Consider the following 23,335-nt stretch of genomic DNA (forward strand, 5'->3'; position numbering starts at 1 on the left):
CGCCGCGGCAGGCGCGTGCCACTACTCCTCGGCCTCCACGTAGGAGCCGCTGGCAGCGGCCTCCTGGATCGCGCCGGCAAGCCGGGCGAGTTCGGCCTGGTCGGCCTCGGTCAGGACCGAATCGATGATCTCGGCGATATGGCGCACATGCCGCCGGCCGATGTCGGCCTGGAGCGTGGCACCGGCCTCGGTGAGCACCACGAGCACCTCGCGGCCGTCCGAGGGCGACTCCTCGCGCCGCACGTACCCGGCGGACTGGAGCCGTCCCACCATCCGGGACAGACTGGGTTGGGAGATCAACAGGTTCGCGTTGAGTTCCCACTGCCGGGCCCGCCCACCCAGTTTGGCCAGGTTGAACAGCACGTCGTACTCCCGGGAGCGCAGTGGCTGGAAGTCCTTGGACTCCTCGAATCGCAGCATCATGCTCACCTGGGCGCGAAAGAGCGCTTCCCACGCCGCCGCAGCAGTGCGGATACTCATCGCCACCACCTCCCCTCAGGATGCGGCCGTCATTGCCACACCGACCGGATGTAGGCCCGGCCCCTGCCGGACGTGCGTGCCGCGCGCTGGACAAAGTCTATGCGTATGTATTGATGTGCCCAACGCATGCTCGGCCCGATCGAACGTCATCCTCATCGCGCCGTCCTCTTCCGCGCGCACCCCGGCGCGGCGCCCCAGTAGGCTCGGCGGCTATGACGCGTTACGTAGTGATCGGCGCCGGAGCCGTTGGTGGGACGATCGCAGGACGGCTGGCTCATCGCGGGCACCAGGTGGTGCTGGTGGCCAGAGGCGAGCATCTGTCGGCCCTGCGCCGGGACGGGCTGCATCTGCGCACGCCGGACCTGGACACCCGCCTACCCGTCACCGCGATCGGTGGGCCCGAGGAGATCGAGTTGCGCCCCGATGACGTGCTGGTGCTCTCCACCAAGACGCACCAGGCGGTGGCCGCGCTGTCCCAATGGGCCGACGCCCCGGTCCGCGACGGCGGCCACACAGCCCCGGCGGGTGCACGACTGCCGATCCTGACCGCCCTGAACGGGGTGAGCAGCGAGCAGATGGCGCTGCGCTACTTCGACCGGGTCTTCGGCGTGTGCGTGTGGCTGCCCGCGGTGCACCTGCATCCGGGCGAGGTCATCGCCCGTGGCACCCCGCAATCAGGGATCCTGCACATCGCCCGGTACCCGGCTATCCGGACCGAGCCCGCCGACCGGGACCTGCTGGAGCAGGTCAGCGCGCACTGGAGCGAATCGGGCCTGGGGGTGGAACTGCCCGCGGACGTGATGCCGTGGAAGTACCACAAACTCCTGTCCAACATCGGCAACGCCTTCCAGGCCGTGCTGGGCCCGGCGGCCGATAGTGGCGATCTCACCGACGCGGCCCGGGCCGAGGCCCGCGCCGTCCTCGCGGGCGCGGGCATCGAGGTGACGTCCGACGACGAGGCGGCCGTGCGGCAGGTCTCCTTCGGGGTGGGTGAGGTGCCCGGCACCGACCCCGATCGAATGGGCGGGTCCTCCTGGCAGTCGCTCGCCCGGGGCACCGGCTCGATCGAGACCGACTACCTGAACGGGCAGATCGCGCTGATCGCCCGCGAACACGGGCTCGCTGCCCCACTGAACACCACCATCGCGGCGCTGGCTCGCCAGGCAGCACGGACCGGCGCCCGGCCGGGAGCGATCAGCGCCGCCGACCTGGCTGCCGAGTTGGGACTGGACCCGCTGGCGAGTCGAGCGCCGCGCAGTTGAACCCGCCGGGGCACCGGGCGAATGAGAGGCTAGGCCACCAGCCCCTGCAGGTACTGCACCCGCTCGACCACCAGGCTCACCAGTTCGGCGTCCTGCCCGAGACCGGCCCGCAGGGTGTTGAGCACCCCGGCCACCGCCTCGGCCAGGTCCTGGGCCCCAGCGGCCTCCTGCGCCGCGCCGGCACCGGCGTCCTGCACCGGCGCGCCCTGACCGCGCAGGTGCAGCACCCACCCGGCCAGCGTCGTCGCCGCTCCGGCGGGCAGCCGTCCCGCCGCACGCTCGGCGAGCACGGTGGGCAGGGTGCGCACGGGCAGTTTCTGTGAGCCGTCGTAGGCGATCTGGGCCAGGTGGTGCCGCACGCCGGTATTGCCATAGCGCTCCAACAGATCCTGGCGGTACTGGCCCACCAGATCATCGGAGAGGCCGAGGTTGCGCTGCGCCTCGTCCCAGAACGCATTCACCCACTCCAGGCAGCGCGCGTCGGCGATCGCCTCATCGATGGTGCGATGCCCGAGCAGCGGGCCGGTGTAGGCCAGCAGCGAGTGCGAGCCGTTCAGCAACCACAACTTGCGGCGCTCGTGCGGGGCCACGTCCGGAGCCAACTGCACTCCGGCGGCCTCCCAGGTGGGGCGCCCGGCCGGGAACGTCCCGGAGACCACCCATTCACTGAACGGCTCGGTCGGGACCGGGCTGACGTCGTCGTATCCCTGTTCCCGCGCGACCAGCGCGATGTCCTCATCGGTGGTGGCCGGGGTGATCCGGTCCACCATCGAGGTGGCGAAGTCCACGTTCTGCTTGATCCAGTCCAGGGCCTCGGGCGCGGCGATACCGGCCAGGTCGGTGACGATGCGGCGGGTGACGTCACCGTTCTCGGGCAGGTTGTCACAGGACAGCAGCGTGATCGGGCCGGCTTCGGCGGATCGGCGGGCAAGCAGGCCGGCGAGCAGCCGTCCGGGTAGCGTCTGCACGGGCCGGCCGTCCTTGAGTGCTTCCACGTCCGCGGTGACCTCCGCAAGGCTGGAGTCCAGGCCACCCTCCTCGTTGCGCAGGTAGGCGTGCTCGGTGAGCGTCATGGTCACGATCGCCACCTCGGCCCGGCGCAGGTAACCCAGGAACGCCTCGTGCTCGTCAGAGGCGTGGACGGCCACGATCGAGCGGACCACGTCGAAGGTGTCGCCGCTGGATTCCCGGGTGATCAGGGTGTACAGCCCGTCCTGGGGGGCCAGCGCACGGGCCATGTCGGGGCGCCGGCCGGTGAAGGCCGCGATCCCCCAGTCGTGCGCGTCGGGAGCCTTATGGGTGTGCCAGGCCTGGTGTGCGCGGTGGAAGTTGCCCAGGCCCAGGTGCACGATCCGCACCGGCGCACTGGGCAGGTCGAGCAGGGCGCGGGTGAGCCGCGGAGTCGCCTCGTTCACAGTTTGAAAATCCTCGTCGGGTTGTCGACGACCATCTCGGTGATCGTCTCGTGGGCCTCGTCCAGTGCCAGGCGGTGCTGGGCCACCAGCCCGGCCAGGTATCCGGCGTCCAGGCGGCGGGACATGTCGTGCCGGGCGGGGATGGAGCAGAATGCGCGCGTGTCGTCGATGAAGCCGGAGATCCGGGAGAACCCGACGGTCTCGGTGACGGCGCTGCGGAAACGCTGAATCGCCTCCGGGGCGTCGATGAACCACCACGGCACACCCACATAGACCGAGGGGTAGAACCCGGCCAGCGGGGCGAGTTCGCGGGAGTAGACGGTCTCATCGATGGTGAACAGCACCAGGTTCAGGTTCGGGTGGGTGCCGTAAGCGTTCAACAGCGGACGCAGGGAATCGGTGAACTCCATCGCGATGGGGATGTCACAGCCCACATCGGGCCCGTAGGTCTCGAAGGTCGGGGTGTGGTGGTTGCGGCGGACGCCCGGGTGCAGCGTCATCACCAGGCCGTCGTCGCAGGCCATCCGCGCCATCTCGGAGGTCATGTGCCACCGGAAGGCGCGTGCGTCCTCATCGCTGACCTGCCCGGTGCGTGCGGCGGCATAGATCCGGCTCACCTCCGAACCGGGCAGGATCGCGGTGCCGGCGTCCAGGTGGCCGTGGTCGGAGGAGACCGCGCCGTGGGCCTTGAAGTAGGCGCGGCGGTTCTCCAGCGCCTCGATGTAGCCGGCATAGTCGCCGGTGTCGATGCCGCTGGCCCGGGCCAGCGCGTCGATGCTGTCGTTCCAGGTGGCCAGCGAGGGGTCCAGGTACTTGTCCGGGCGGAAGGTGGGGATCACCCGGCCGGTGAACCCGGGATCGTCGGCGAGCGCGCGGTGCGCACTGAGGTCATCGCAGGGGTCATCGGTGGTGGCCAGTACCGAGATGTTGAACGTGTCGAAGAGTGCCCGGGGGCGGAAGGCGGCGGTGGCGAGCTTGGCCGCGATCTGGTCATAGATCGCATCGGCGGTCTCCGCGCTCGGGCGCTGGCTGACTCCGAAGATCCCGACGAGTTCCTCCTCGAGCCAGTAGCGCACCGGCGTGCCACGGTAGGCCGACCAGTGCGAGCAGAACGCCCGGAAGGCCGCACGCGCATCCTGCTCCGACAACGGGCCGCGGCCCACACCGAGATCGGCCAGCGACACACCGCGGGCGTGCAGCAGCCGGTTGATGTAGTGGTCGGGCGTGATCAGCAGCGACGTGGGATCGGAGAACGGGATGTCCTGGCTCAACCACTGCGGAGGCACATGACCGTGCGGGGAGATGATCGGGGCGTCCGCGACCGACTCGTACAGTTCCCGGGCGATCTTGCGGACTCCGGCGTCGGCGGGGAGTAGCCGGTCTGGATGCAGTTCCATGGCAGGGGCACTCATGCGTGCCATGCTGCTGGGCCGGGCGCTGGATGGCAACCCGTTGCCACCGATTGCCACCCGACGCCCGCGCACGTCTGGGACCGAACCCGGACCCGACGGTACGGGCCGGGGCTGCCCCCACCGTCGTGAGTGGGACCGGATCAGGCGATCATGCAGGTCAGCCCGGCCGGGTCAGCCGACCAGGCGGGTGGTGCGGGCCTGCAGATCCAACACCGGGGAGGTCGAGGCCGTTACGCCAAGACCATCGATGTCGATCCAGGCCCCATCACCCACCCGGAACGAGCCGGACCAGTACGTGATCAGCGTGATCTGATACTCACCCGCAGCCTCATAGGCATGCTCGATCGTCTGATCCGGGTACCCCGCCCCAGGATCAGTCGTGTTCAGCACCGCCGAGCCGTCCCCGAAGTCCCACGAATACGACACCGGCTCGGCCCGGATCTCCACCGGTAGCCCGAGCAGCAGCACCGAGAACTCCTGCACCGCCGGCTCGGTACGGGCAATCACCGGCAGATTCACCAGGTGCCAGTCCTGATCGGGTTGCAGGATCAACGGCGCCGGGGCGATCCGCACCCGCGCGTATTCCCGCACCGCCGTGACCAGTTGCGTCGCGGTCACCACCAGGTCCGGTTCACCCTCGCCATCCCCGGTCTCGGCATCCTCGTCGACCACGGGCCAGACGATGGTGACCTCGCCCGTGCCGGGGTCGTAGCACGTGCGCACGTCCGTCACGCCACAGTCGGGCACATCCCCGAACTCCGGCCACGCCACCTGCTCCACCATCGGCCCCGACCCCACCGGCGGCGACATTCCTCCCAAGCCTCCCGTCGTCCCACTTATAGAGCCAGAAGTCGAAGCGCTCTGTGACGGAACGGGGGCGGTCTGCGTACTGTCGACCACCACAGTTGCCTCGTCACTCTCTTCAGTGAAATAGGAATCCCAGACTCCCGGTGGCTTCCCTTCAGTAGGGCTTGGAGTCAGACCAGGCGCGCCGACCGTTGCTGCAAGGTTCGTCAGAAGGGTCATTGCCACCAGGGCATGGATCTTCATTGGAGATCGCCGCCATCCGCACCGACTACAACCCATCCATCGTCACGGTGCTCGACCACGAACCATGCACGCGTTCGACTCTCATGGAATCTCTCGATTACCTCACCGTCGGAGTCGAACGTCACGAGTTCTGGCGAGAGGAAAACCACCTCTACCGAGTAGTCACCAGGGATGCGGTCCCAAACATGAGGAAAAACCGAATCGACAACCGGTGGTTGAGCGCTCGCGTACCCGCCATCGGCGTACATCCCGGAAACCTGCTCGCGAACCCCACGGCAGAAGTTGCAGTTCTCTGTGGTGAGTTCGTCCCAGGCTTCGAAGTCGCCGGTGGCGTGGATATAGGAGAACAACTCCACGAAGTACACTGCCGCCGCTTCCGCGCCGGCCTGACCGTCGTCTTCGATCTCCGGACCGGGCTGGGGATGGGCATAATCCTGCGGCCCCTGCTCACCACCCTCGGGCTCAGCAGCGGTCTGTTCCGAATCCGGCGTTTCCGGCTCCTCGGGCTGCGTGGTCGGCGGCTCCGGCTCAGGATCGGCATTCGCACCGTCACAACCGACCATTCCCGCGCCGACGAGAAACGCACCTGCCACCACCGCTACGGCGCGCCACCACCGCCGTCGTCGGTCCCTGGGCGGCGTCAACCCGCGACGCCACCCACGGCGGCGCCCATCGCTGGTCAGCCCCATCTCCACCCCGCTACTTCGCGTGTGCCCCCTGGACATACCGAATACCGTTCCACAACCACGCCTGCTCCACTAGCCCTCCAGCGCAATCTGTGGACAAACGAAACTTTCCCGCCGCTGTCTCCCGCCGTTATCTCACGGCCGCGGCGCGGCGCAGGAGTCGCGTTGCACCAACCTGGTCGGCACCACCACCGGCTCGGACCGCGTCGCGGTCGCCCCGCGCGCCAGGGCGATCACATTGGTGGCCGCAGTCACGCCCACCTCGTGCAGCGGCGCCGCCACCGTGGTGAGTTCGGGCGTGATGAGTTCGGCGGAGGTGGTGTTGTCGAACCCGACCACGCTGACGTCGTCGGGAATCCTGCCACCAGACTTGCTCACCGCCCGGATGAACCCGATCGCCAGCAGGTCGTTGTAGGCGACCACGGCGCTGCTGGCCGTCCCCGCCCGCGACGCCTCCCACCAGTTCACTCCCGCGCGCACTCCCCCGGCCACGGTCGGCCGGTAGGGCCCGGACCGGCGGACCCGCATTCCCAACTGCGCACCGGCCTCACGCAGCGCCTGCCAGCGCATCCCGTCCGGCCAGGAAGCCTCCGGACCGGACAGATAGGTCACCTCCGTATGCCCCAGACCGTGCAGGTACTCTGCCGAGGAACGGGCCCCGCGCGCCAGATCCACCACCACACTCGGCACCCCGGTCACGTCGCGGTTCACCAGCACGATCGGGGTGACCTTCGCGATCTGACGGATCCCGGCGTCGGACATCCGGGCACCGGCCAGGACGATCCCGTCCGCGCTCGCAGACATCGCCTCGAGGATCTCGCGCTCACGCTCAGGAGACTCCTGGGACTCGGCGAGCATCATCGTGTAACCCGCCTCCCGTGCCGCCGACCCGGCTCCGCGCACCAGGTCGAAGAACCCCGGGTTCGTCACGTCCGCCAGCACCACCGCCAGCATCATGGTCCGGGTCGTGGACAGCGCCCTGGCCTGCGGGTTCGCCCGGTACCCCAGTTCGGCGGCGATCGTGCGGATCCGCTCTGCCGTCTCGGCATTGACCCGGCCCGGTCGGGAGAATGCCCGCGACACCGTCGACGGCGCCACGCCCGCGGCCTCGGCCACGTGGTAGATCGTCGTCGACCGTCGTCCGCCGGTCCTGTGCACGACTCCGAGACTACGATCCCGGCACCCGTGATGGCAACCGTTTGCCACGTGCACCTCCCGGCAGCCGGTAGGCTGCAAACGGCACGACAGGAATACTCGACCAACCCCATCGCGGGAGCCCTTCGCCTTATGTGGACCTTGTCCGGATTCGCCGACGAGATCGATGCCGACTTCACCCGGCAATGCACGGTCACCCGAGAACTCGGGCTGAACTTCATCGAGATCCGCAGTGCCTGGGACACCGGCGTCCTGGACCTGACCGACGATCAACTGCGCCAGGCCCGCGACATCCTCACCGACCACAGCCTCGGGGTCTCCGCGATCGGCTCGCCCATCGGCAAGATCTTCATCGACGACGACTTCCCGGCGCACCTGGACCGGATGCACCGGGCGATCGAGGTGGCCCACCACTTCCGCGCCCCCTACATCCGCATCTTCTCCTTCTTCCAGCGCCCCGAGATCGACCCCGACGAGGCTCGCGAGGAGGTCATCCGGCGCATACGCGCCCTGGTCGAACTCGCCGAGCCCGCCGGCGTGACCCTGCTGCACGAGAACGAGATGGAGATCTACGGCGACGTCCCCGAGCGTTGCCTGGACCTGGTCACCGCCGTGGATTCTCATCGCTTCAAACTCGCCTGGGACCCCGCCAACTTCGTCCAGGCGGGCATCCGTCCGCACACCGACGCCTACGAACAACTCCGCCCGCATCTGGAGTACGTGCAGATCAAGGACGCCCGGGCCTCCGACGGCGTCGTGGTGCCCGCCGGCGAGGGCGACGGTGAGGTCCTGGAGACCATCCGTTCCCTGCGCGCCGATGACTTCGAGGGATTCTTCTCCCTCGAGCCCCACCTGGAGTCACACACCACCTCGGCGGACGTTACCGGCACGGATCTGTTCCGGACCGCGTGGAAGGCGTTCACCGACCTCCTTGAGCAAGAGTCCATCCCCTACGCCTGACCTTCGGGCCCCAGGCCACAACCAGGAGAGAGCACTATGACCAGCACTGAGGCCTCAGCCCGCATCGGCGTCATCGGTATGGCTGTGATGGGCAGCAACCTCGCCCGCAACATCGCCCGCCGCGGCCACGTCGTCGCGGTGTTCAACCGCAGCCCCGGCCGTACCCAGGACCTGATCGCGAACCACGGCCACGAGGGCACCTTCGTGCCGGCCACCGAACTGGCAGACTTCGTCGCCAGCCTGGAGCGTCCGCGCCGGATCATCCTCATGGTGATGGCCGGCGGCCCGACCGACGCCACCATCGACTCCCTCATCCCGCTGCTCGAAGAGGGTGACATCGTGGTCGACGGCGGCAACGCCCACTACGAGGACACCCGGCGCCGGGACGCGGCGCTGCGCGAGCACAAGTTGCACTTCGTGGGGGCCGGGATCTCCGGTGGTGAGGAGGGCGCCCTGGAGGGCCCCTCGATCATGCCCGGCGGCTCCCCGGAGGCCTACGAAGCCCTGGGCCCGATCCTGGAGGACATCGCCGCGGTCTACGAGGGCGAACCGTGCTGCACCTACATCGGCCCGGACGGGGCGGGGCACTTCGTCAAGATGGTGCACAACGGCATCGAGTACGCCGACATGCAGTTCATCTCCGAGGCCTATGACATCCTGCGCGTCGCCGGCATGAGCAATGCCGAGATCGCCGACGTGTTCCGCACCTGGAACTCCGGCGACCTGGACTCCTACCTCGTGGAGATCACCGCCGAGGTGCTGGACCAGATCGATGCCCGCACCGGGCAGGGCCTGGTGGACGTGATCGCCGACTCCGCCGGCCAGAAGGGAACCGGACGCTGGACGGTCCAGATCGCCCTGGAACTCGGTGTGCCGGTGAACACGATCGCGGAGTCGGTCTTCGCGCGCTCCGTCTCCGGGCACTCCGACCTGCGTGCCGCCGCCGGGGAGTCCCTCGCGGGGCCCACCGGCGGGATCGAGGTGAGCGACCGCGCCGCGTTCGTGGAGTCGGTGCGGCAGGCGCTGTGGTCGGCCAAGGTGATCGCCTACGCCCAGGGCCTGGACCTGATCCGCTCGGCATCGTTGCAGTACGACTGGAACGTGGACGTGGCCGAGGTGGCCAAGATCTGGCGCGCCGGGTGCATCATCCGGGCCCGGCTGCTGGAGCGGATCCGGTCCGAATACGCCGGCCAGAACCTGCCCACGCTGCTGGCCGCACCGACCATCAACGCCGGTCTGGCCGAGGCCCAGGACGGTTGGCGCTCCGTGGTGGCCAAGGCCGGGTCCGCGGGGGTACCGATCCCGGGATTCGCCTCGGCGCTGGCCTACTACGACTCCGCCCGCGCCTCCCGCCTGCCCGCATCGCTGGTGCAGGGGTTGCGCGACTACTTCGGCGCCCACACCTACGAGCGCATCGACGATGAGGGCAGCTTCCACACCGACTGGTCCGGGGACCGCGTCGAGCAGCGGATGTCCTGAGCACCCCCCGGGGACCGCGAGCCGCAGACAACCGACGACGACGCAGCTCGCCCGGGTGGGTGCGCTCCGTCGCGTGAGGGCAGGACGGAGCGACCGGTACCGCAACGGACGCGGCCCGGACAGGTGGGTGGGTGCGCGAGCACACAATCGCGGCATTAGTGTAGTTCGCGCGGCCGTTTGTGTAGCATGCTGCACAGTCGGGCCACATCGGTCCGCCGCCGCATCCGAGGAATGGAGATCATGGGCGCCACCGGCGACTCTGACAGTACCGACGTAACCTCTGCACCGAGCGAGAGCGCAGATCCCGACGCGGACCCTGACAGTACCGAGGGGCATAGCCCCTACCTGATCTCCCCGGACGTGCCGTAGATGGACGTCCTCCTCATTCTCCTGGCGCTGGTGCTGGTCGCCTGCGGCGGCGGGTTCGTGGCCGCGGAGTTCGCGCTCATCACCGTTCCCCGCTCGGCCGTGGAGAAGCAAGCCGCCACCGGCGATCGCCGCGCCAAGGGTGTGCTCGTGGCCCTGCGGACCCTGTCCACCCAACTCTCGGGCGCCCAACTGGGCATCACGGTAACCAATCTGCTGCTGGGTTGGGTCTCCGAGCCGGCGATCGGCCGGTTGCTCCAGCCGGTGCTGGAGAACGTGGGCATCGACCCCTCCCGAGCCCGCCCACTCTCCCTGACCCTGGCGCTCATCATGGCTACGGGCACCACGATGATCTTCGCTGAGTTGGTACCGAAGAATCTCGCCATCGCCCGCCCGCTGCAGACCGCCCGCTTCATCGCCGGCTACCAGCGGGTGTGGACCACGATCAATGCCTGGCCGATCCGGTTCTTCAACGGCACCGCGAACAGGATCGTGCGCCTGCTCGGAATGCAGCCCCAGGAGGAGCTCGCCTCCGCCCGCAGCGCCGAGGAACTGTCGGCGCTGGTGCGCCACTCCGCCCGCTCGGGCACCCTGGCCGAGGACACCGCGGAACTGGTGGCACGATCCCTGGAGTTCGGTGACCTTCGCGCGAGTGAGGCGATGAGGCCCCGCTCCCAGATCGTCAGCCTCAGTCCCGACGACACCCTGGCCGATCTTGTCGACGCCGCCAAGACCAGCGGCTACTCCCGCTTCCCAGTGCTGCAAACCATCCAGGACAACGGGCACACCCAGACCCGGGTGGACGGGTTGGTCCACGTGCGCGGCACCCTCAAGGTGCCGTTCGAGCAGCGTGCCACCACCCCGGTCAGCGCCATCCTGACCGAGGCCACCCTGGTCCCGGAATCCCTCGAACTCGACCAACTGATGGACGATCTACGCTCCGGTGGTCTGCAGATGGCCCTGGTGATCGATGAGTTCGGCGACCTGGATGGGCTTGTGACCCTGGAGGACCTGGTCGAGGAGATCGTCGGTGAGGTCCGCGACGAGCACGACGCCGAGTCCGACCCGGTGCACAGCCCGGACGGTTCGTGGGACCTGTCCGGGTTGTTGCGGGTGGATGAGGCCAGCGAGGTGATCGGCATCGAGCTACCCGAGGACGAGGCATACGACACCCTCGGCGGCCTGATCGCCGATCTGCTCGACCGGCTCGCCGAGGCCGGGGACGAAGTCACCTTCGCCAGTGCCGAGACACCCGGTCAGCAGCGGGTGCTGATCGCGATGACCGTGCTGCAGATGGACGGCCACCGGGTGGACCGGCTGCGCCTGCGCACTCTGGGTCCCTACGAGCCGCCCGAGCCCGAGGGCGATGGGGAGCCGAGCCACGCAGACGAGGACGAGGGGTCACGGTCATGAGTGGAGGCTGGGCCATCGCCATCACGGCGTTCCTGCTGTTGTTCAATGCCTTCTTCGTCGGCGCCGAGTTCGCCCTGGTGGCCGCGCGGCGCACCAAGGTCGAACCCATGGTGGAGGCCGGTAACCGGCGCGCCAAGATCACCCTGCGGGCGATGGAGCGGGTCTCGTTGATGATGGCCGGTGCGCAGATGGGCATCACGGTGTGCTCACTGCTGCTGCTGGTGATCTCCGAGCCGGCGATCGAGCGAGCGATCGCCGGCCCCCTGGAGGAGATCGGGGTACCGGCCGCGCTCACGCACCCGATTGCGTTCGTGATCTCCCTGGTCCTCATCACGTTCCTGCACGTGGTGCTCGGGGAGATGGTGCCCAAGAATATCGCGCTGGCCGGCCCGGAGAAGGCCGCGCTGATCCTGGCGCCGGTCCTGGTCGGGATCGTCTGGCTCGCCTACCCGGTGCTGTGGACCCTGAACGAACTGGCCAACCTGGTGCTGCGGGCGATCCGCGTCCAGCCGAAGGAGGAGGTCACCTCCGCCTTCACCCGGAACGAGGTCTCGGAGCTGGTAGCCGAATCGCGCAGCGGCGGGCTGATCGAACTCAACGACGAACGCCTGCTCCAGGGTGCGCTGCGGTTCGGGGAACGTTCCACCCGTTCGGTGCTGCTACCGATCGACACGATCCGCACGCTCCCGCCCGACATCACCCCGGCCCAGGCGGAGGAGGTCAGCGCCGAGAGCTTCTCCCGGTTCCCGATCCAGTTGCCCGATGGCACCATGCGCGGGTACGTACACCTGAAGGACCTGCTGCAGAACGATGCCGAGAAGCGCAAGCAGCCGATCGATCCGGCCATCGTGCGGGATTTGCCCTCCGTCACCGTCACCGACTCCCTGCAGCACGTGCTGGGGGTGATGCAGGCCTCCTCTGCCCACTTGGCGCTGGTGCACGACAGCGAGGGCCCTGCCCACCGCGCCCCGGTGCTGGGCCTGGTCACCCTGGAGGACGTGATCGAGGAACTGGTCGGGGTGATCCGGGATGATTCCCGTCGTCAGCATCACGGCTGATCGTCAGAAGATCAGCAGCAGCCGGTCCCCCAGCCCGAACATGGCCCCGGCGACGACGAGCAGGTACCACAGACCGGTCAGGGCCCAGCGGTAGCGCACCAGGAACATCGCTGTCGCGGTGCTCGCCGGGATGGCGCCGTTCTGGGCGGCCCTGGCCAGCGTGTGCACGAACAGCGGGATCATCACCACCCAGACCACCATGCAGTACGGGCACAGGGCCCCGATCACGGTGAAGGACACATACTGCAGCCAGCTGACGAAGACCACGCCGAAGGCAGTGCCCGCCACCATGGCGCGCCAGAACCAGCGTGGTGCCCGTCCACCGGCGAGCAGCATCACCCCGATCGTGACCACCACCGGGAAGGTGATCATCCCGATCACCACGTTGGGGAACCCGAACGCCGAGGCCTGCGGGCTGCCGAGGAAGTCCCCGCAACCCACCAGCGGGTTGAGGTCACAGGTGGGCACATAGGTGGGATCGCGCAGCAGGTTGATGTAGTCCAGGGTCAGCGCGATGGCGGCGAGGGCACCGACCACCCCGGTGATCACCAGGAGCAGTCCGAAGCCTGGGCTCGCCCCGCCGGCACGCTGATGCGCCGTGGCGACGTGCGCCCCGGTAACGTCGACCTGTTCTTCGTCGATTCCGCTCGCGCTCACCTGGGATCCTCTCGGTGCGACCTGCAGCCAAGTATGAATGATCAGCGCGCCGGTTGACCTCAGCTCTCCTCGCGGATCGCCTCATCGTCCTCGGGCAGGTTCTGGTCGGGTGCGCTGGGGTCGCCCTCCTCGACATCCTCCGGCTCCTCGACGCCGTCGGGAATCTCCGGCTCCGGCTCCGGCTCCGGGGCGCTGGGGTCGACGTGCTCGGTCGGCAGGGCCGGAAAGTTCAACCAGGGACCCAGGCTCACCGAAGCATCGGCCTCGGCGTGGATCAGCCGGTAATGATCCGGGATCCCCTCGGTGAGGTTCCAGCGGATGATGGTCATCGCCGCGGTCCCCTGCAGGGGACCGACAGTGGGCCGGCCCAGCGTGGCGCCCGCGGTGGACCCGGAGATGTACTGCACGCCCCAGCCCAACTGCAGCGGCCCGCGCTGGGTGTGCATGTGGCCCGACAGGTTCATCGGCACACAGCCGGCGTCGAGGGCTTGCCGGCCCGCGTGCGGGGAGTGCACCAGGAGGATGTCGGCACCGGACTCCTCCTCCTGCAACTCACACGCCTGAGCGCGCAACCGCTCGCCCATTTCCACCACCGTCTCATCGCGCTCGGGTCGGGTGCCCGTGCCGATCTCGGTCAGGGTGGGGTCGGCGTCGCCCAGGATTCGCACCCCGGCCACCTCGACCACGTCGCCGTCCAGGACCGTCCATCCCCGGGCGCGCTCCTGCTCGCCGGTGAGCACTGAGTCATGGTTGCCGTCCGCGACGATCACCGGGAGGCCGGACGGGATCTCGTCAGCGAAGGCATTCACGCAGAACGACTCCACCGACGTGCCGCTCATCACCGTGTCGCCGGCGTTCAGGATGGCATCGACCTCGCCGAGGGTGGCGGCGGTGCCGATCACCGGGGCCATCCCGACGTTGCAGTGCAGGTCCGCGACCATCAGGAAGGTGGCGTACTCGGCGTCGGGGTCGGTGAAGGCCAGGGACTGGGCGCGATCGGGCTGGGCCGACTCCGCGTCGTCATCGGCGGGCGCCTCGACCTCGTCCTCGTCCAGCCTGACGGCATCGCCCAAGTCACCCGGATTCGTGGTGTCGGTGCCCTCGGTACCTTCGTCGTCGATCCCGCCCGCGCCCTCGGTACCTTCGTCGTCGATCCCGCCCGCGACCTCGGTACCCTCAGCGTCGGTGGCTTCGCCATCGTCAGTGGCCCCAGTGTCAGTGGCCTGCCCGCCGTCGGTGCCTTCGGCACCGTTCGTCTCTCCCGCACCACCGGCATCCTGACCACTGTCGGTGTCTTCGTCATCGCCATCGTCATCCTCCATCAGCGGCGCCGGCCGGACCGGTGGAGCCAGCGCCGCGGGGTTCGCCTCGTAGGCCGCGATGAGGTTTGACTCCACATCGGCGTAGAAGCGCGTGTTGTCCTCCACCGCACGTACCACCATGCCGCCGTAGTGGTCGACGATCGTGGCCAACCGTCCGGTGATCCGGGCGTCCTCCAGCGCTGTCCCGGCCAGCACCGGGGAACTGCGCCCCTCCGGACCGAAACCGCGGGTCAGGTCGGTCAGCGGCAGGATCACCAGGACCACCGCCAGGGTCGGCGCCACGAACGGCACTCCTGGCTGGCGCCACGCACTCTTGAGGGCCTCCCGTAGCACGCCGTGGGCCACGAGCCTGCTCAGGGCGATCGCCATCAGGAGCACCGACAGCGTGACCACGGCCCGGCCCACGACGTCACCGATGAGGCCGCGGGCCGCGTCGTCGATCGTTGCTTGGGGATTGGCCAGGAACTGGTTGTACGAGTTCAGGTCCGCCATCAACCCGGCGATCGGGTCGGCGTCGTCACTGGTGAGTTGGTCGGGGATCCCCCGCACCAGCACGTTCACGCCCAGGTTGGCCGGTAGCGGCGAGGCGATCACCAGCGATCCGAGCGGCCCCATGTCTACGCGGATCTCCCCGTTCAGACGGGTGCTGTACTCGGCGACGTGCGGTCCGAGCGACCCCGTGTAGGAGGCGGTGGAGACCGCGAATCCGATCGAGACGAGCAGCGCCATCAGGACCGCTGTGCCCACCCGGATCGCACGTCGGGTCAGTGGCCGCAACCCGTGCCACCACGCGAACCGGTGCGCCCCTGTTTGCGCCTCGGTGCCGGGGCGCTCAGCAGTGCGATCGCCGTCGTGTCGCGGCTCGTTGGTCTGATCGGTCATGGCTACTGGTAACTCACGAACTCCGGGACGGGCTCGACATCGTAGGTCTGCTCCGGGGTCATCATCGGAGAGTCCTCATCGATGAAATTCTTCCATCCCCAGGCGATTCCTTCCGGCGCGTCCCGGTGCAGCGCGTTCCACGTATCGAACTTACTGGGCACCGGGCCCTGACCGTCGGCGTGGATGAGCACCGCCACCTGGGGGCGCGCAGTGTCCACCTGGTCCCGGTCCCGGATCATCTGGATCTGGAACTGGTGCAGGATGAGCATCTTCGGCGGCAGGTCGTGTTCGATGACGAACTCGGCGAGGTAGTCGACCACCTCGTTGACCTCCTCGGCCTCTACGTGCCCGATCTGCGATAGATGCACCTGGTCCGGGAGCAGCCGCCACTCCGGGTCCAGTGCCACGCCCACGTGCGGGTAGGCCAGCAGGTCCTCATACCTCTGGATCTGGTCCACGAAGTGGTTGCGCCCGGGCTGGAAGTCCAGCACCACGTACTGGCCGGCTTCCTCAGCAGCCTCGATCAAGGGGATGAACGTCTCCGATGGCCAGGCGTTGGAGTACATGCCGTCCTCACCGGCGCCCGTGCTGGCCACGGTCACGATGATCTCCAGCGCCGGGATCACCTGGTCCTCGGTCAGTCCGGTGTAGCGCTCGGCGTACTCGGCGGCCAGGTCGATCGTCTCCTCCGTGCCCTGCTCCCCCAAGATGCCCAGGAGCGGCGTCACGGGGTGCCCGTACAACGCGATGTACCGTTTGCCGCCGAAGACCTCCTGACCTCCGCCAGGCAGTTCGGTCCCGGTGGCGGCCGTCAGGACCCGCCAGGTGAACTCGGCATCGTCCCCGAAGCTGGTGCCCAGGCCCAGGATGGAGTCGGCGCCGGAGATCTCGCCCATCACCTCGGGCTCGGAGTTGATCTGCTCGGTGAGGATGACCGTGGCACCGGCGGCACGGGCGATCCCGATCGCGGCAGCCTGTCCGGGTTCACCATCGGCCAGCACCATCGGCCCGTCCAGGCGTTCGGTCGGTTCCGTGGGGCTGAGTTCGCCGACCGGCTCCGGCGTGGTGTCATCGGCCAGTTCGACGTCGAGCACCTCACCCACATCCATGTTGATCAGCGCCTCGACGTAACTGGCGGCACCGGCGGCGCCACCGTTCGCATCGGTGCCCTCCGCACCGTTGCCGTCCTGACCGTCCTCGCCGTCGGCGTTCTCGCCCTCGTCGTCCTCACCCTCGCGTGCTTCGTGCCCGGGGGTCCGAGCCCCGGACGCCTCGTGGGCAGCGGTGGCGGAATCCTCATCCGTGGCGGAGGAGCCGCCCGTGCCGGAACGTTCGCCACCAGGGCTGCTGCTGTCGTCGTCGGCATTGCCGTCGGCACCGTCGGTGCTGTCAGCGCCCGAGGCGTCGTCTGTTTCCGCCCCGTCCTCGCTCGCGCCGTCGCCGTCGGTGTCCTCCGGGTCCTGAACCGGCTCCTCCGGCCGCTCGGCGCGCTCGGGCCCCAGGTGCGATCCGTCCACGGCGGTCAGGTCCAGGCCGAGGATCTCACCCAGGTCACCGGCATCGGCCGGCGCGGGCACGATGTCCAGCGCAGTCACATCGATATCCGCCACGTCCACAGCCCCGACGGTGATGACCGAGTGGGTGCTCAACCGAACCAGTTCGGACTCCACCGCCAAGCCGTTACCAGGCCCTCCGGTGAGCAGCAACGGAGTTCCCGCCGCCATCGAGATCGACGCTCCCCGCGCGATTGCGGCCTCGTCGTCCGCAGGGGCCATCACCACCACGTGCGCGGAGGCGAAGTAGCGCTCGCTCACGGCCAGGGCCATCTCCTCGGGTTCATGCGAGGCGAGCAACGCCGGAACCTCGTCCGGAGCGTGGGTCGTGGCGATCGGGGGTGGCGGCGGTACCGGACCGGTGGGCTCGGGTTCGAGTTCCCGCCCACCGGTACAGCCGGCGAGCACCAGGGCGCCGGCCGCCATCGCTACCGAGAGACTCCGGATCGCCCTATGCACGCACCTACTCCTTGGATCGCCGATCTGCTCACCGAGTCGTACCGGGGTCCACTGTACGCACCCTCGGGCAGCGGCACCGTCGGCACGGCCGGGATCGTCCGCACCTGCACGGGCTCGGCGCAGGATGCGTACGCGAGGTCAGTTCTGGCCGGCTTGCCTGCGCAGGTCGCGCAACTCCCGGCGGGAGGCTCCCATCCGGTAGATCAGCAGTGCCGCCCCACCGCCCAGCAGCAGAGTCGTCAGCACCCCGATCAGCGTGGCGACACCGAAGTTGGGGGCCTGCACGGTCAGCACGGTCCTTGCCTCCCGGGTGCTCTCGGAGAGTCCGAGCGCAACGGCCAGGGTGAGCAGGTTCGGCAGCAGTAGCAGCAGCGCGCCCGCGCCCACCCCGAGGCGAACCTTCCAGTGCCAGTGCACCCGGATCGCCACCAGGATCAGCACCATCGGCACCAAGGTGAACACGACGCCGTAGAACAGGCCCCACAGGATGCCGGCTGCGGAGACACCATCGGCCTGGCGACCCACCGTCGAGGCCCACCAGGACGGCAATGTGGCAGCAGCCACCAGCACCAGCAGGATGATGAGCACGGCACTGCCGGTCACCAGCGCCGACGTGCGCAACCAGGCCGGCGGAACATCGGAACGGTTCTTGCGCGCGGCAGGGTCCCTGTGGCGTTCGGAACCCGCTCGACCGGCACCCTCCGGGCCCCGATCGTGCGCTCCTGGGAGTTGCGCGTCCGGGCTTGTCGGCCCGCCGGCGTCCCGGTCGCCGTTGTCAGGGCCGGTGTGCGATGTCATGTGCCCATCCTGGCAGCACCCGCCTCGGGCGTCACTCACACCAGCGAATCACGCCACGCGGTGTGCAGCGCCGCGAACTGCCCGTTCCCGGACGTCAGGTCCGCCGGGGCCCCGTCCTCGATCACGCGCCCGCCCTCCATGACCAGGACCCGGTCGGCGATCTCCACGGTGGACAGGCGGTGGGCGATGATCAGCGAGGTGCGGTCGGCCAGCAGCGTCTGCAGCCCGCGCTGCACCAGCCGCTCCCCCGGGATATCGAGGGAACTGGTGGCCTCATCGAGAATGAGCACCGCCGGGTCGGCCAGGAAGGCCCGGGCGAAGGAGATCAGTTGGCGCTGCCCGGCGCTGACCCGCCCACCGCGCTTGTTCACGTCGGTGTCGTAGCCGTCGGGCATCGCGGTGATGAACTCGTGTGCCCCCACAGCCCGGGCCGCGGCCTCCACCTCCTGGTCGGTGGCGTCCGGGCGGGCCAGGGCGATGTTGTCGCGGACCGACCCGGAGAAGAGGTAGGCCTCCTGGGTCACCATCACCACGGCACGGCGTAGGTCCCGGGTGGAGATCTCGCGGAGGTCGACGCCATCAAGGGTGAGCGCACCGGAGGTCACGTCGTAGAAGCGAGCGATGAGTTTCGCTACGGTGGACTTGCCCGCGCCGGTGGCCCCGACCAGGGCCACGGTCTGCCCCGGTGGGACGTGCAGATCGAACTCCGGCAGCACCATCGGTCCGTCGCCGTAGCCGAAGGTGACCTTGTTGAACCGCAGTTCACCACGGGCTCGCGGAAGCGGCACGGGGTGCGCCGCCTGACGCACGGTGGGGACCTCCTCCAACAGCCCGGAGATCTTCTCCAGGGCCGCCGCCGCGGACTGGAAGGAGTTGTAGAACATCGCCATCCGGGTGATCGGCTGGAAGAAGCGGTTGGTGTACAGCAGCGTGGCCACCAGCACTCCCACCTCCATCGAGCCGTCCAGCACGCGGAAGCCACCGACGGCCAGGGCGGTGGCGACGGTGAGGTTGCCGATGAGTTTCAGCGCCGGGTCGTAGATCCCGTTCAAGCCCATCGTGCGGGCGGTGTTGTCCCGGTAGACCTCGGTCAGGTCGCCGTAGGCGTCGTTGTTCGTGCGTTCCCGGCGGAAGGCCTGGACCGCCCGGATTCCGGTCATGTTCTCCACGAAGCTGATGATCAGGCGCGCCGAGGCAACCCGTTGGTGGCGGTAGAGCACCTGGGAGCGCAACTGGAACCAGCGGGTCACCGCCCACACCGGCAGGATCGCCACCGCCAGCACCAACCCCGAGCGCCAGTCCAGCAGGAACAGCGACAGTGCGGTGAAGGTCATGAACAGGATGGACTGGGCCAGGGAGACGATGCCGGAGTCCAGCAGCTGTTTCAGCGCATCCAGGTCCGAGGTCTGCCGGGCGATGATCCGGCCGGAGGTGTAGTTCTCGTGGAACTCCAGGCTGAGCCGCTGTGTGTGGCGGAAGACCCGTTGACGCAGGTCCAGCAGCACCGCCTGGGAGACCTTCGCCGCCAACCTGATGAAGGCTGCAGTACACACTCCTGCCACGATCGCGGTGAGGATGTAGGTCGCTCCGATCACCGAGGGGATCAGCCAGTCCCCCTCGGCCGCAGCCGGGAGCCCGTAGTCGATCGCCATCGCCACCAGCGCCGGGCCGGCCACCCGTGCGGCCTGGGAGACCACGACCACGACGACGGTGAGCGCAAACAGTCCCCACATCGGGCGGAGGAGGTCGGCGAGTAGGCGTAGGGACCGGGACCGAACTGCCTTGGACCGGCGTCTGTCGAGGTTGTAGTCCTCTTCCCCTGCGGTGCCCTGGGGCGGTTCCTCGGCGCCACGGGTGTTGCTCTCACGGGCGGGCGCCGGCGTCGCGCGGCTCATCGGTTGTGCTCCTGGGTGGCGCGGTAGGCGCCCTCGTCCTCGAAACCATCGTCGATCTCGTCGTCGGCTCTGCGGTCGAACCTCAACTGCTGGCTGTCGTACTCCTCCTGCTCACGCTGGTACTGCTCGTCGGCGACCAGGGAGGAGATGACGAACCGGTAGTGATCGTTGCCGGCCAGCAACTCGGAGTGGGTTCCGATGCCGACGATCTTGCCTTCCTGCAGCACCGCGACCCGGTCGGCGAGCGCCACCGTGGAGGGGCGGTGGGCCACGATCAGGGTGGTGGTTTGCGCCAGTTCCTTGCGCAGGTGGTCGGTGACCGCTTCCTCTGTTGTCACGTCCAGTGCGGAGAGCGGATCGTCAAGTACCAGCACGGTGGGGCGTGCGGCCACCGCACGGGCGAGCGCGAGGCGCTGGCGCTGCCCACCGGACAGACTCAACCCCTCCTCCCCGATGACGGTGTCCACACCCTCGGGCAACTCGCGGATGAAGTGGGCCTGGGCGATGGTCAGCGCACGCTGCAGGTCCTCCTCGCCGTCCTGTCCGGGCGGGGCGCCGAGCAGCACGTTCTCGCGCACCGAGGCCGAGAACAGCGTCGCGTCCTCGAAAGCGATCGAGACCATGGTGCGCAGGTGGCGCCGCGTCATCTCCCGCACGTCCAGTCCGTCGATGCGTACCGAGCCCCCGGTCACGTCGTACAAGCGCGGGACCAGGGAGGCCATCGTGGTCTTGCCCGACCCGGTCAGGCCCACCAGGGCCATCGTCTCGCCCGGGCGGACCCTCAGGTCCACCCCGGCGAGCACCTCGGCCCGGGCCGGCTCCACCGGCTGGTCCGGCCGGCCCTGCGGGACCGGTTCCACCAAGGGGGCGTCGGCGAAGTGGAAGCGGACGCCGTCGAAGGTGATCTCCCCCCGCGGGTCGGTGACCTCCTTGGGCTCAGCCGGATCGGTCACCAGGTTCGGGCTGTCCAGCACCTCGAAGTAGCGATCCACGGCGGTCTTGGCGGTCAGGCTCATCGCCATCAACTCACCAATCTGCTCCACCGGCCCGGCCATCACCGCGGCGGTGGCGAAGAAGGCCACCAGCGCACCCACGGTGACGTCCCCCTGTGTGTACAGGTAGATCCCGGCCAGCACGGTGATGCCCAGCACCACCTCCGGAATCGTGGTGATCGCGAAGGAGAAGGCCGACATCGCCCGCGCCTTGCGGATCTCGGTGCCACGCAGTTCATCGGCCTGCGCGGAGAAGGAGTAGTAAGCCTCCCGGCCCCGACCGAACGCCTTGAGCACCCGGATGCCGTGTACCGACTCCTCCACCGTGGTGGCCAGGTCCCCGGCCTGGTCCTGGGAGAGCCGGGCGATGTGGCGGAACCGGGAGGAGAACCGGAAGGACAGGTAGATCACCGGGAGCGCACCGACCAGGAACACCACACCGAGCACGCCACCGAGCTGGATCATCAGGTACGTGCCGACGGCGATCGTGGAGGCGTTGACCACCAGCATCACGATCCCGAAACTCAGGAACCGGCGCAACGTGCTCAGGTCGGACATGGACCGGGACAGCAACTGCCCCCCGGGCCACTGGTCGTGGAAGGCGACCTGGAGGTCTTGCAGGTGGGTGAACATCGACATCCGCAGATTCGCCTCGACCCGGGTGCCGGGCACCAGGATGAACCAGCGTCGCAACGCGATCAGCACCGCCTCCAGCAGACCCAGGCCGGCCACCATCGCGACCGCGATCCACAGGCCGGAGGTCTCCCCGCTGGAGACCGAACCGAGCAGCGGCTCGTTCACCGCCCACTCCAGCACCTGCGGCACAGCGAGGGCGGCGAGGCTGGCACCGAGGGCACAGATCATCCCGGCGATCAGGCGCGGGAGGGCCGGCTTGAGGTAGGGGAACAGGCGCGCAAGCGTGGCCAACACCGGGGAATCGGTGTTCGCGGGATTGCTGCGTGATCCGGGATCGCGAGTGGTCGATGCTGGGCTCAGGGCGGGTTTACCACTCATTTGTTAACGCGCACATGCGTTTGGCACGGACAGCATGGGAAAGGAGTCGACCTCCAGGGCGGACTGGTTGGGCTGCCGCAGCAGTCTAGCCGTTTCAGGCGGACTTGCCGCGTTCAGCCTTGCCCTTGCGCTCCTTGGACTGGGCCACGCTCCGGCGCAGGGCCTCCATCAGGTCGACCACCTCAGCACCCTCTTCCTGCGCAATTTCAGTGGTTTCGAAGCCTTCGCCGCGTTCAAGTTTCGCCTCGATCAGGGTGCGTAATTCCTTCTGATAGTCGTCGGTGAAGGACTCCGGATCGAAGTCGGATTCATAGGACCCCACCAAGTTGGCGGCCATGTCGAGTTCCTTCTTCGTGATCTTGACTTCCTCGGTGGTGGCGGCGAAATCGGCCTGGCGGATCTCATCGGCCCACAGCAGGGTCTGCAGCATCAGCACGTTGTCGCGCACCCGCAGGGCGGCGAGCCGGGTCTTCTGCCTCAAGGTGAAGGACACGATGGCGGTGCGGTCGGTCTCGGCGAGCGTGCGCCGCAGCAGCGCGTACGCCTTACTCATCTCCCCCGGCGGGGCCAGGTAGTAGGCGCTGGAGAACATGATCGGGTCGACCTGATCACTGGGCACGAACTCCAGGATGGTGATCTCCTTCGAGCGTTCCGCCGGGAGCGAGGCGAAGTCCTCATCGGTGAGGACCACCATGCTCTCACCGTCGGTGTAGGCCTTATCGATGTTCTCGAACGGCACCACCTGCTCGCATACCTCGCACTTGCGCTGGTACCGGATGCGCCCGCCGTCGGCGTCATGCACCTGGCGCAGACGCACATCGTGGGACTCCGTAGCGCTGTAGACCGAGACAGGCACGTTCACCAGCCCGAACGTCAGGGACCCTTTCCAGATGGACCGCATGATGCTGCTCCCTTCTCCCGCCAGCCAGTCAACACCACTCGGTGCCCGCAGGCGAGGGGTCACCACGCGCAAAGGGCAGCAAGGCACCGGGATGGACGACGCCGGGAGCACCCGAGTTCCGCAGGC

At 68.5% G+C, this 23,335-nt stretch carries 18 protein-coding genes; 5 read left to right on the top strand and 13 right to left on the bottom strand.

From position 1 onward, the window contains the following. Positions 1-21: 21 nt before the first annotated feature. Positions 22-480: a MarR family winged helix-turn-helix transcriptional regulator gene (locus ACO0LU_RS13760; RefSeq protein ID WP_424791917.1), complete on the bottom strand. Its 459-nt coding sequence runs from the start codon at positions 478-480 to the stop codon at positions 22-24. 212 nt (positions 481-692) lie between these two features. Between ACO0LU_RS13760 and ACO0LU_RS13765 the strand changes: the two genes are divergently transcribed. Continuing rightward, on the top strand, positions 693-1,742 hold the full coding sequence (locus ACO0LU_RS13765; RefSeq protein WP_424791918.1) for a ketopantoate reductase family protein: 1,050 nt from the start codon (positions 693-695) through the stop codon (positions 1,740-1,742). Between the two features lie 29 nt (positions 1,743-1,771). Here ACO0LU_RS13765 and ACO0LU_RS13770 read toward each other — a convergent pair whose 3' ends face one another. The 5 genes from ACO0LU_RS13770 to ACO0LU_RS13790 all read right to left on the bottom strand — a co-directional run bounded on the left by ACO0LU_RS13770 (position 1,772) and on the right by ACO0LU_RS13790 (position 7,463). Continuing rightward, complete coding sequence (locus tag ACO0LU_RS13770; protein ID WP_424791919.1) at positions 1,772-3,157, bottom strand: mannitol dehydrogenase family protein; 1,386 nt, start codon at positions 3,155-3,157, stop codon at positions 1,772-1,774. Continuing rightward, complete coding sequence (gene uxaC, locus ACO0LU_RS13775) at positions 3,154-4,569, bottom strand: glucuronate isomerase (protein ID WP_424791920.1); 1,416 nt, start codon at positions 4,567-4,569, stop codon at positions 3,154-3,156. Before uxaC ends, ACO0LU_RS13770 begins: the two co-directional genes overlap by 4 nt. Positions 4,570-4,740: 171 nt before the next feature. Beyond that, positions 4,741-5,379: a PKD domain-containing protein gene (locus ACO0LU_RS13780; protein WP_424791921.1), complete on the bottom strand. Its 639-nt coding sequence runs from the start codon at positions 5,377-5,379 to the stop codon at positions 4,741-4,743. A 236-nt stretch (positions 5,380-5,615) separates the two neighbouring features. Beyond that, positions 5,616-6,212 carry a DUF6318 family protein gene (locus ACO0LU_RS13785; protein ID WP_424791922.1) on the bottom strand — a complete coding sequence of 199 codons (597 nt, stop codon included), beginning with the start codon at positions 6,210-6,212 and terminating at the stop codon, positions 5,616-5,618. 228 nt (positions 6,213-6,440) lie between these two features. Beyond that, a complete protein-coding gene (locus tag ACO0LU_RS13790) occupies positions 6,441-7,463 on the bottom strand; it encodes a LacI family DNA-binding transcriptional regulator (protein WP_424791923.1) in 1,023 nt (340 codons plus the stop codon). 129 nt (positions 7,464-7,592) lie between these two features. Here ACO0LU_RS13790 and ACO0LU_RS13795 point away from each other — a divergent pair, with 129 nt between their 5' ends. The 4 genes from ACO0LU_RS13795 (at position 7,593) to ACO0LU_RS13810 (ending at position 12,736) form a co-directional block, all read left to right on the top strand. Further along, positions 7,593-8,420, top strand: coding sequence for a sugar phosphate isomerase/epimerase family protein (locus tag ACO0LU_RS13795; protein ID WP_424791924.1), 828 nt, complete (start codon positions 7,593-7,595; stop codon positions 8,418-8,420). A gap of 36 nt (positions 8,421-8,456) precedes the next feature. Then, entirely contained in the window at positions 8,457-9,899 is a 1,443-nt protein-coding gene (gndA, locus tag ACO0LU_RS13800) for an NADP-dependent phosphogluconate dehydrogenase (RefSeq protein ID WP_424791925.1), read from the top strand. A gap of 369 nt (positions 9,900-10,268) precedes the next feature. Beyond that, positions 10,269-11,678 carry a hemolysin family protein gene (locus ACO0LU_RS13805; RefSeq protein ID WP_424791926.1) on the top strand — a complete coding sequence of 470 codons (1,410 nt, stop codon included), beginning with the start codon at positions 10,269-10,271 and terminating at the stop codon, positions 11,676-11,678. Beyond that, positions 11,675-12,736 (top strand): hemolysin family protein, encoded by a 1,062-nt coding sequence (locus tag ACO0LU_RS13810; protein WP_424791927.1) that lies wholly within the window; start codon positions 11,675-11,677, stop codon positions 12,734-12,736. Before ACO0LU_RS13805 ends, ACO0LU_RS13810 begins: the two co-directional genes overlap by 4 nt. A gap of 3 nt (positions 12,737-12,739) precedes the next feature. Here ACO0LU_RS13810 and ACO0LU_RS13815 read toward each other — a convergent pair whose 3' ends face one another. The 7 genes from ACO0LU_RS13815 to ACO0LU_RS13845 form a co-directional block, all read right to left on the bottom strand. Beyond that, positions 12,740-13,393 (bottom strand): vitamin K epoxide reductase family protein, encoded by a 654-nt coding sequence (locus tag ACO0LU_RS13815; RefSeq protein ID WP_424791928.1) that lies wholly within the window; start codon positions 13,391-13,393, stop codon positions 12,740-12,742. Positions 13,394-13,452: 59 nt separating this feature from the next. Further along, positions 13,453-15,597: a metallophosphoesterase gene (locus ACO0LU_RS13820; RefSeq protein ID WP_424791929.1), complete on the bottom strand. Its 2,145-nt coding sequence runs from the start codon at positions 15,595-15,597 to the stop codon at positions 13,453-13,455. Between the two features lie 2 nt (positions 15,598-15,599). Next, positions 15,600-17,609 carry a hypothetical protein gene (locus tag ACO0LU_RS13825; RefSeq protein ID WP_424791930.1) on the bottom strand — a complete coding sequence of 670 codons (2,010 nt, stop codon included), beginning with the start codon at positions 17,607-17,609 and terminating at the stop codon, positions 15,600-15,602. Between the two features lie 138 nt (positions 17,610-17,747). After that, complete coding sequence (locus ACO0LU_RS13830) at positions 17,748-18,407, bottom strand: hypothetical protein (RefSeq protein ID WP_424791931.1); 660 nt, start codon at positions 18,405-18,407, stop codon at positions 17,748-17,750. A 35-nt stretch (positions 18,408-18,442) separates the two neighbouring features. Then, positions 18,443-20,302 (bottom strand): ABC transporter ATP-binding protein, encoded by a 1,860-nt coding sequence (locus tag ACO0LU_RS13835; RefSeq protein ID WP_424791932.1) that lies wholly within the window; start codon positions 20,300-20,302, stop codon positions 18,443-18,445. Further along, entirely contained in the window at positions 20,299-22,308 is a 2,010-nt protein-coding gene (locus ACO0LU_RS13840; protein WP_424791933.1) for an ABC transporter ATP-binding protein, read from the bottom strand. The genes ACO0LU_RS13835 and ACO0LU_RS13840 overlap by 4 nt, the downstream gene beginning before the upstream one ends. A gap of 94 nt (positions 22,309-22,402) precedes the next feature. After that, positions 22,403-23,209 (bottom strand): Ku protein, encoded by an 807-nt coding sequence (locus ACO0LU_RS13845; protein WP_424786241.1) that lies wholly within the window; start codon positions 23,207-23,209, stop codon positions 22,403-22,405. Positions 23,210-23,335 lie beyond the last annotated feature (126 nt).

This window comes from Pseudactinotalea sp. Z1748 (assembly GCF_049725185.1).
Classification (GTDB): domain Bacteria; phylum Actinomycetota; class Actinomycetes; order Actinomycetales; family Beutenbergiaceae; genus CALKWS01.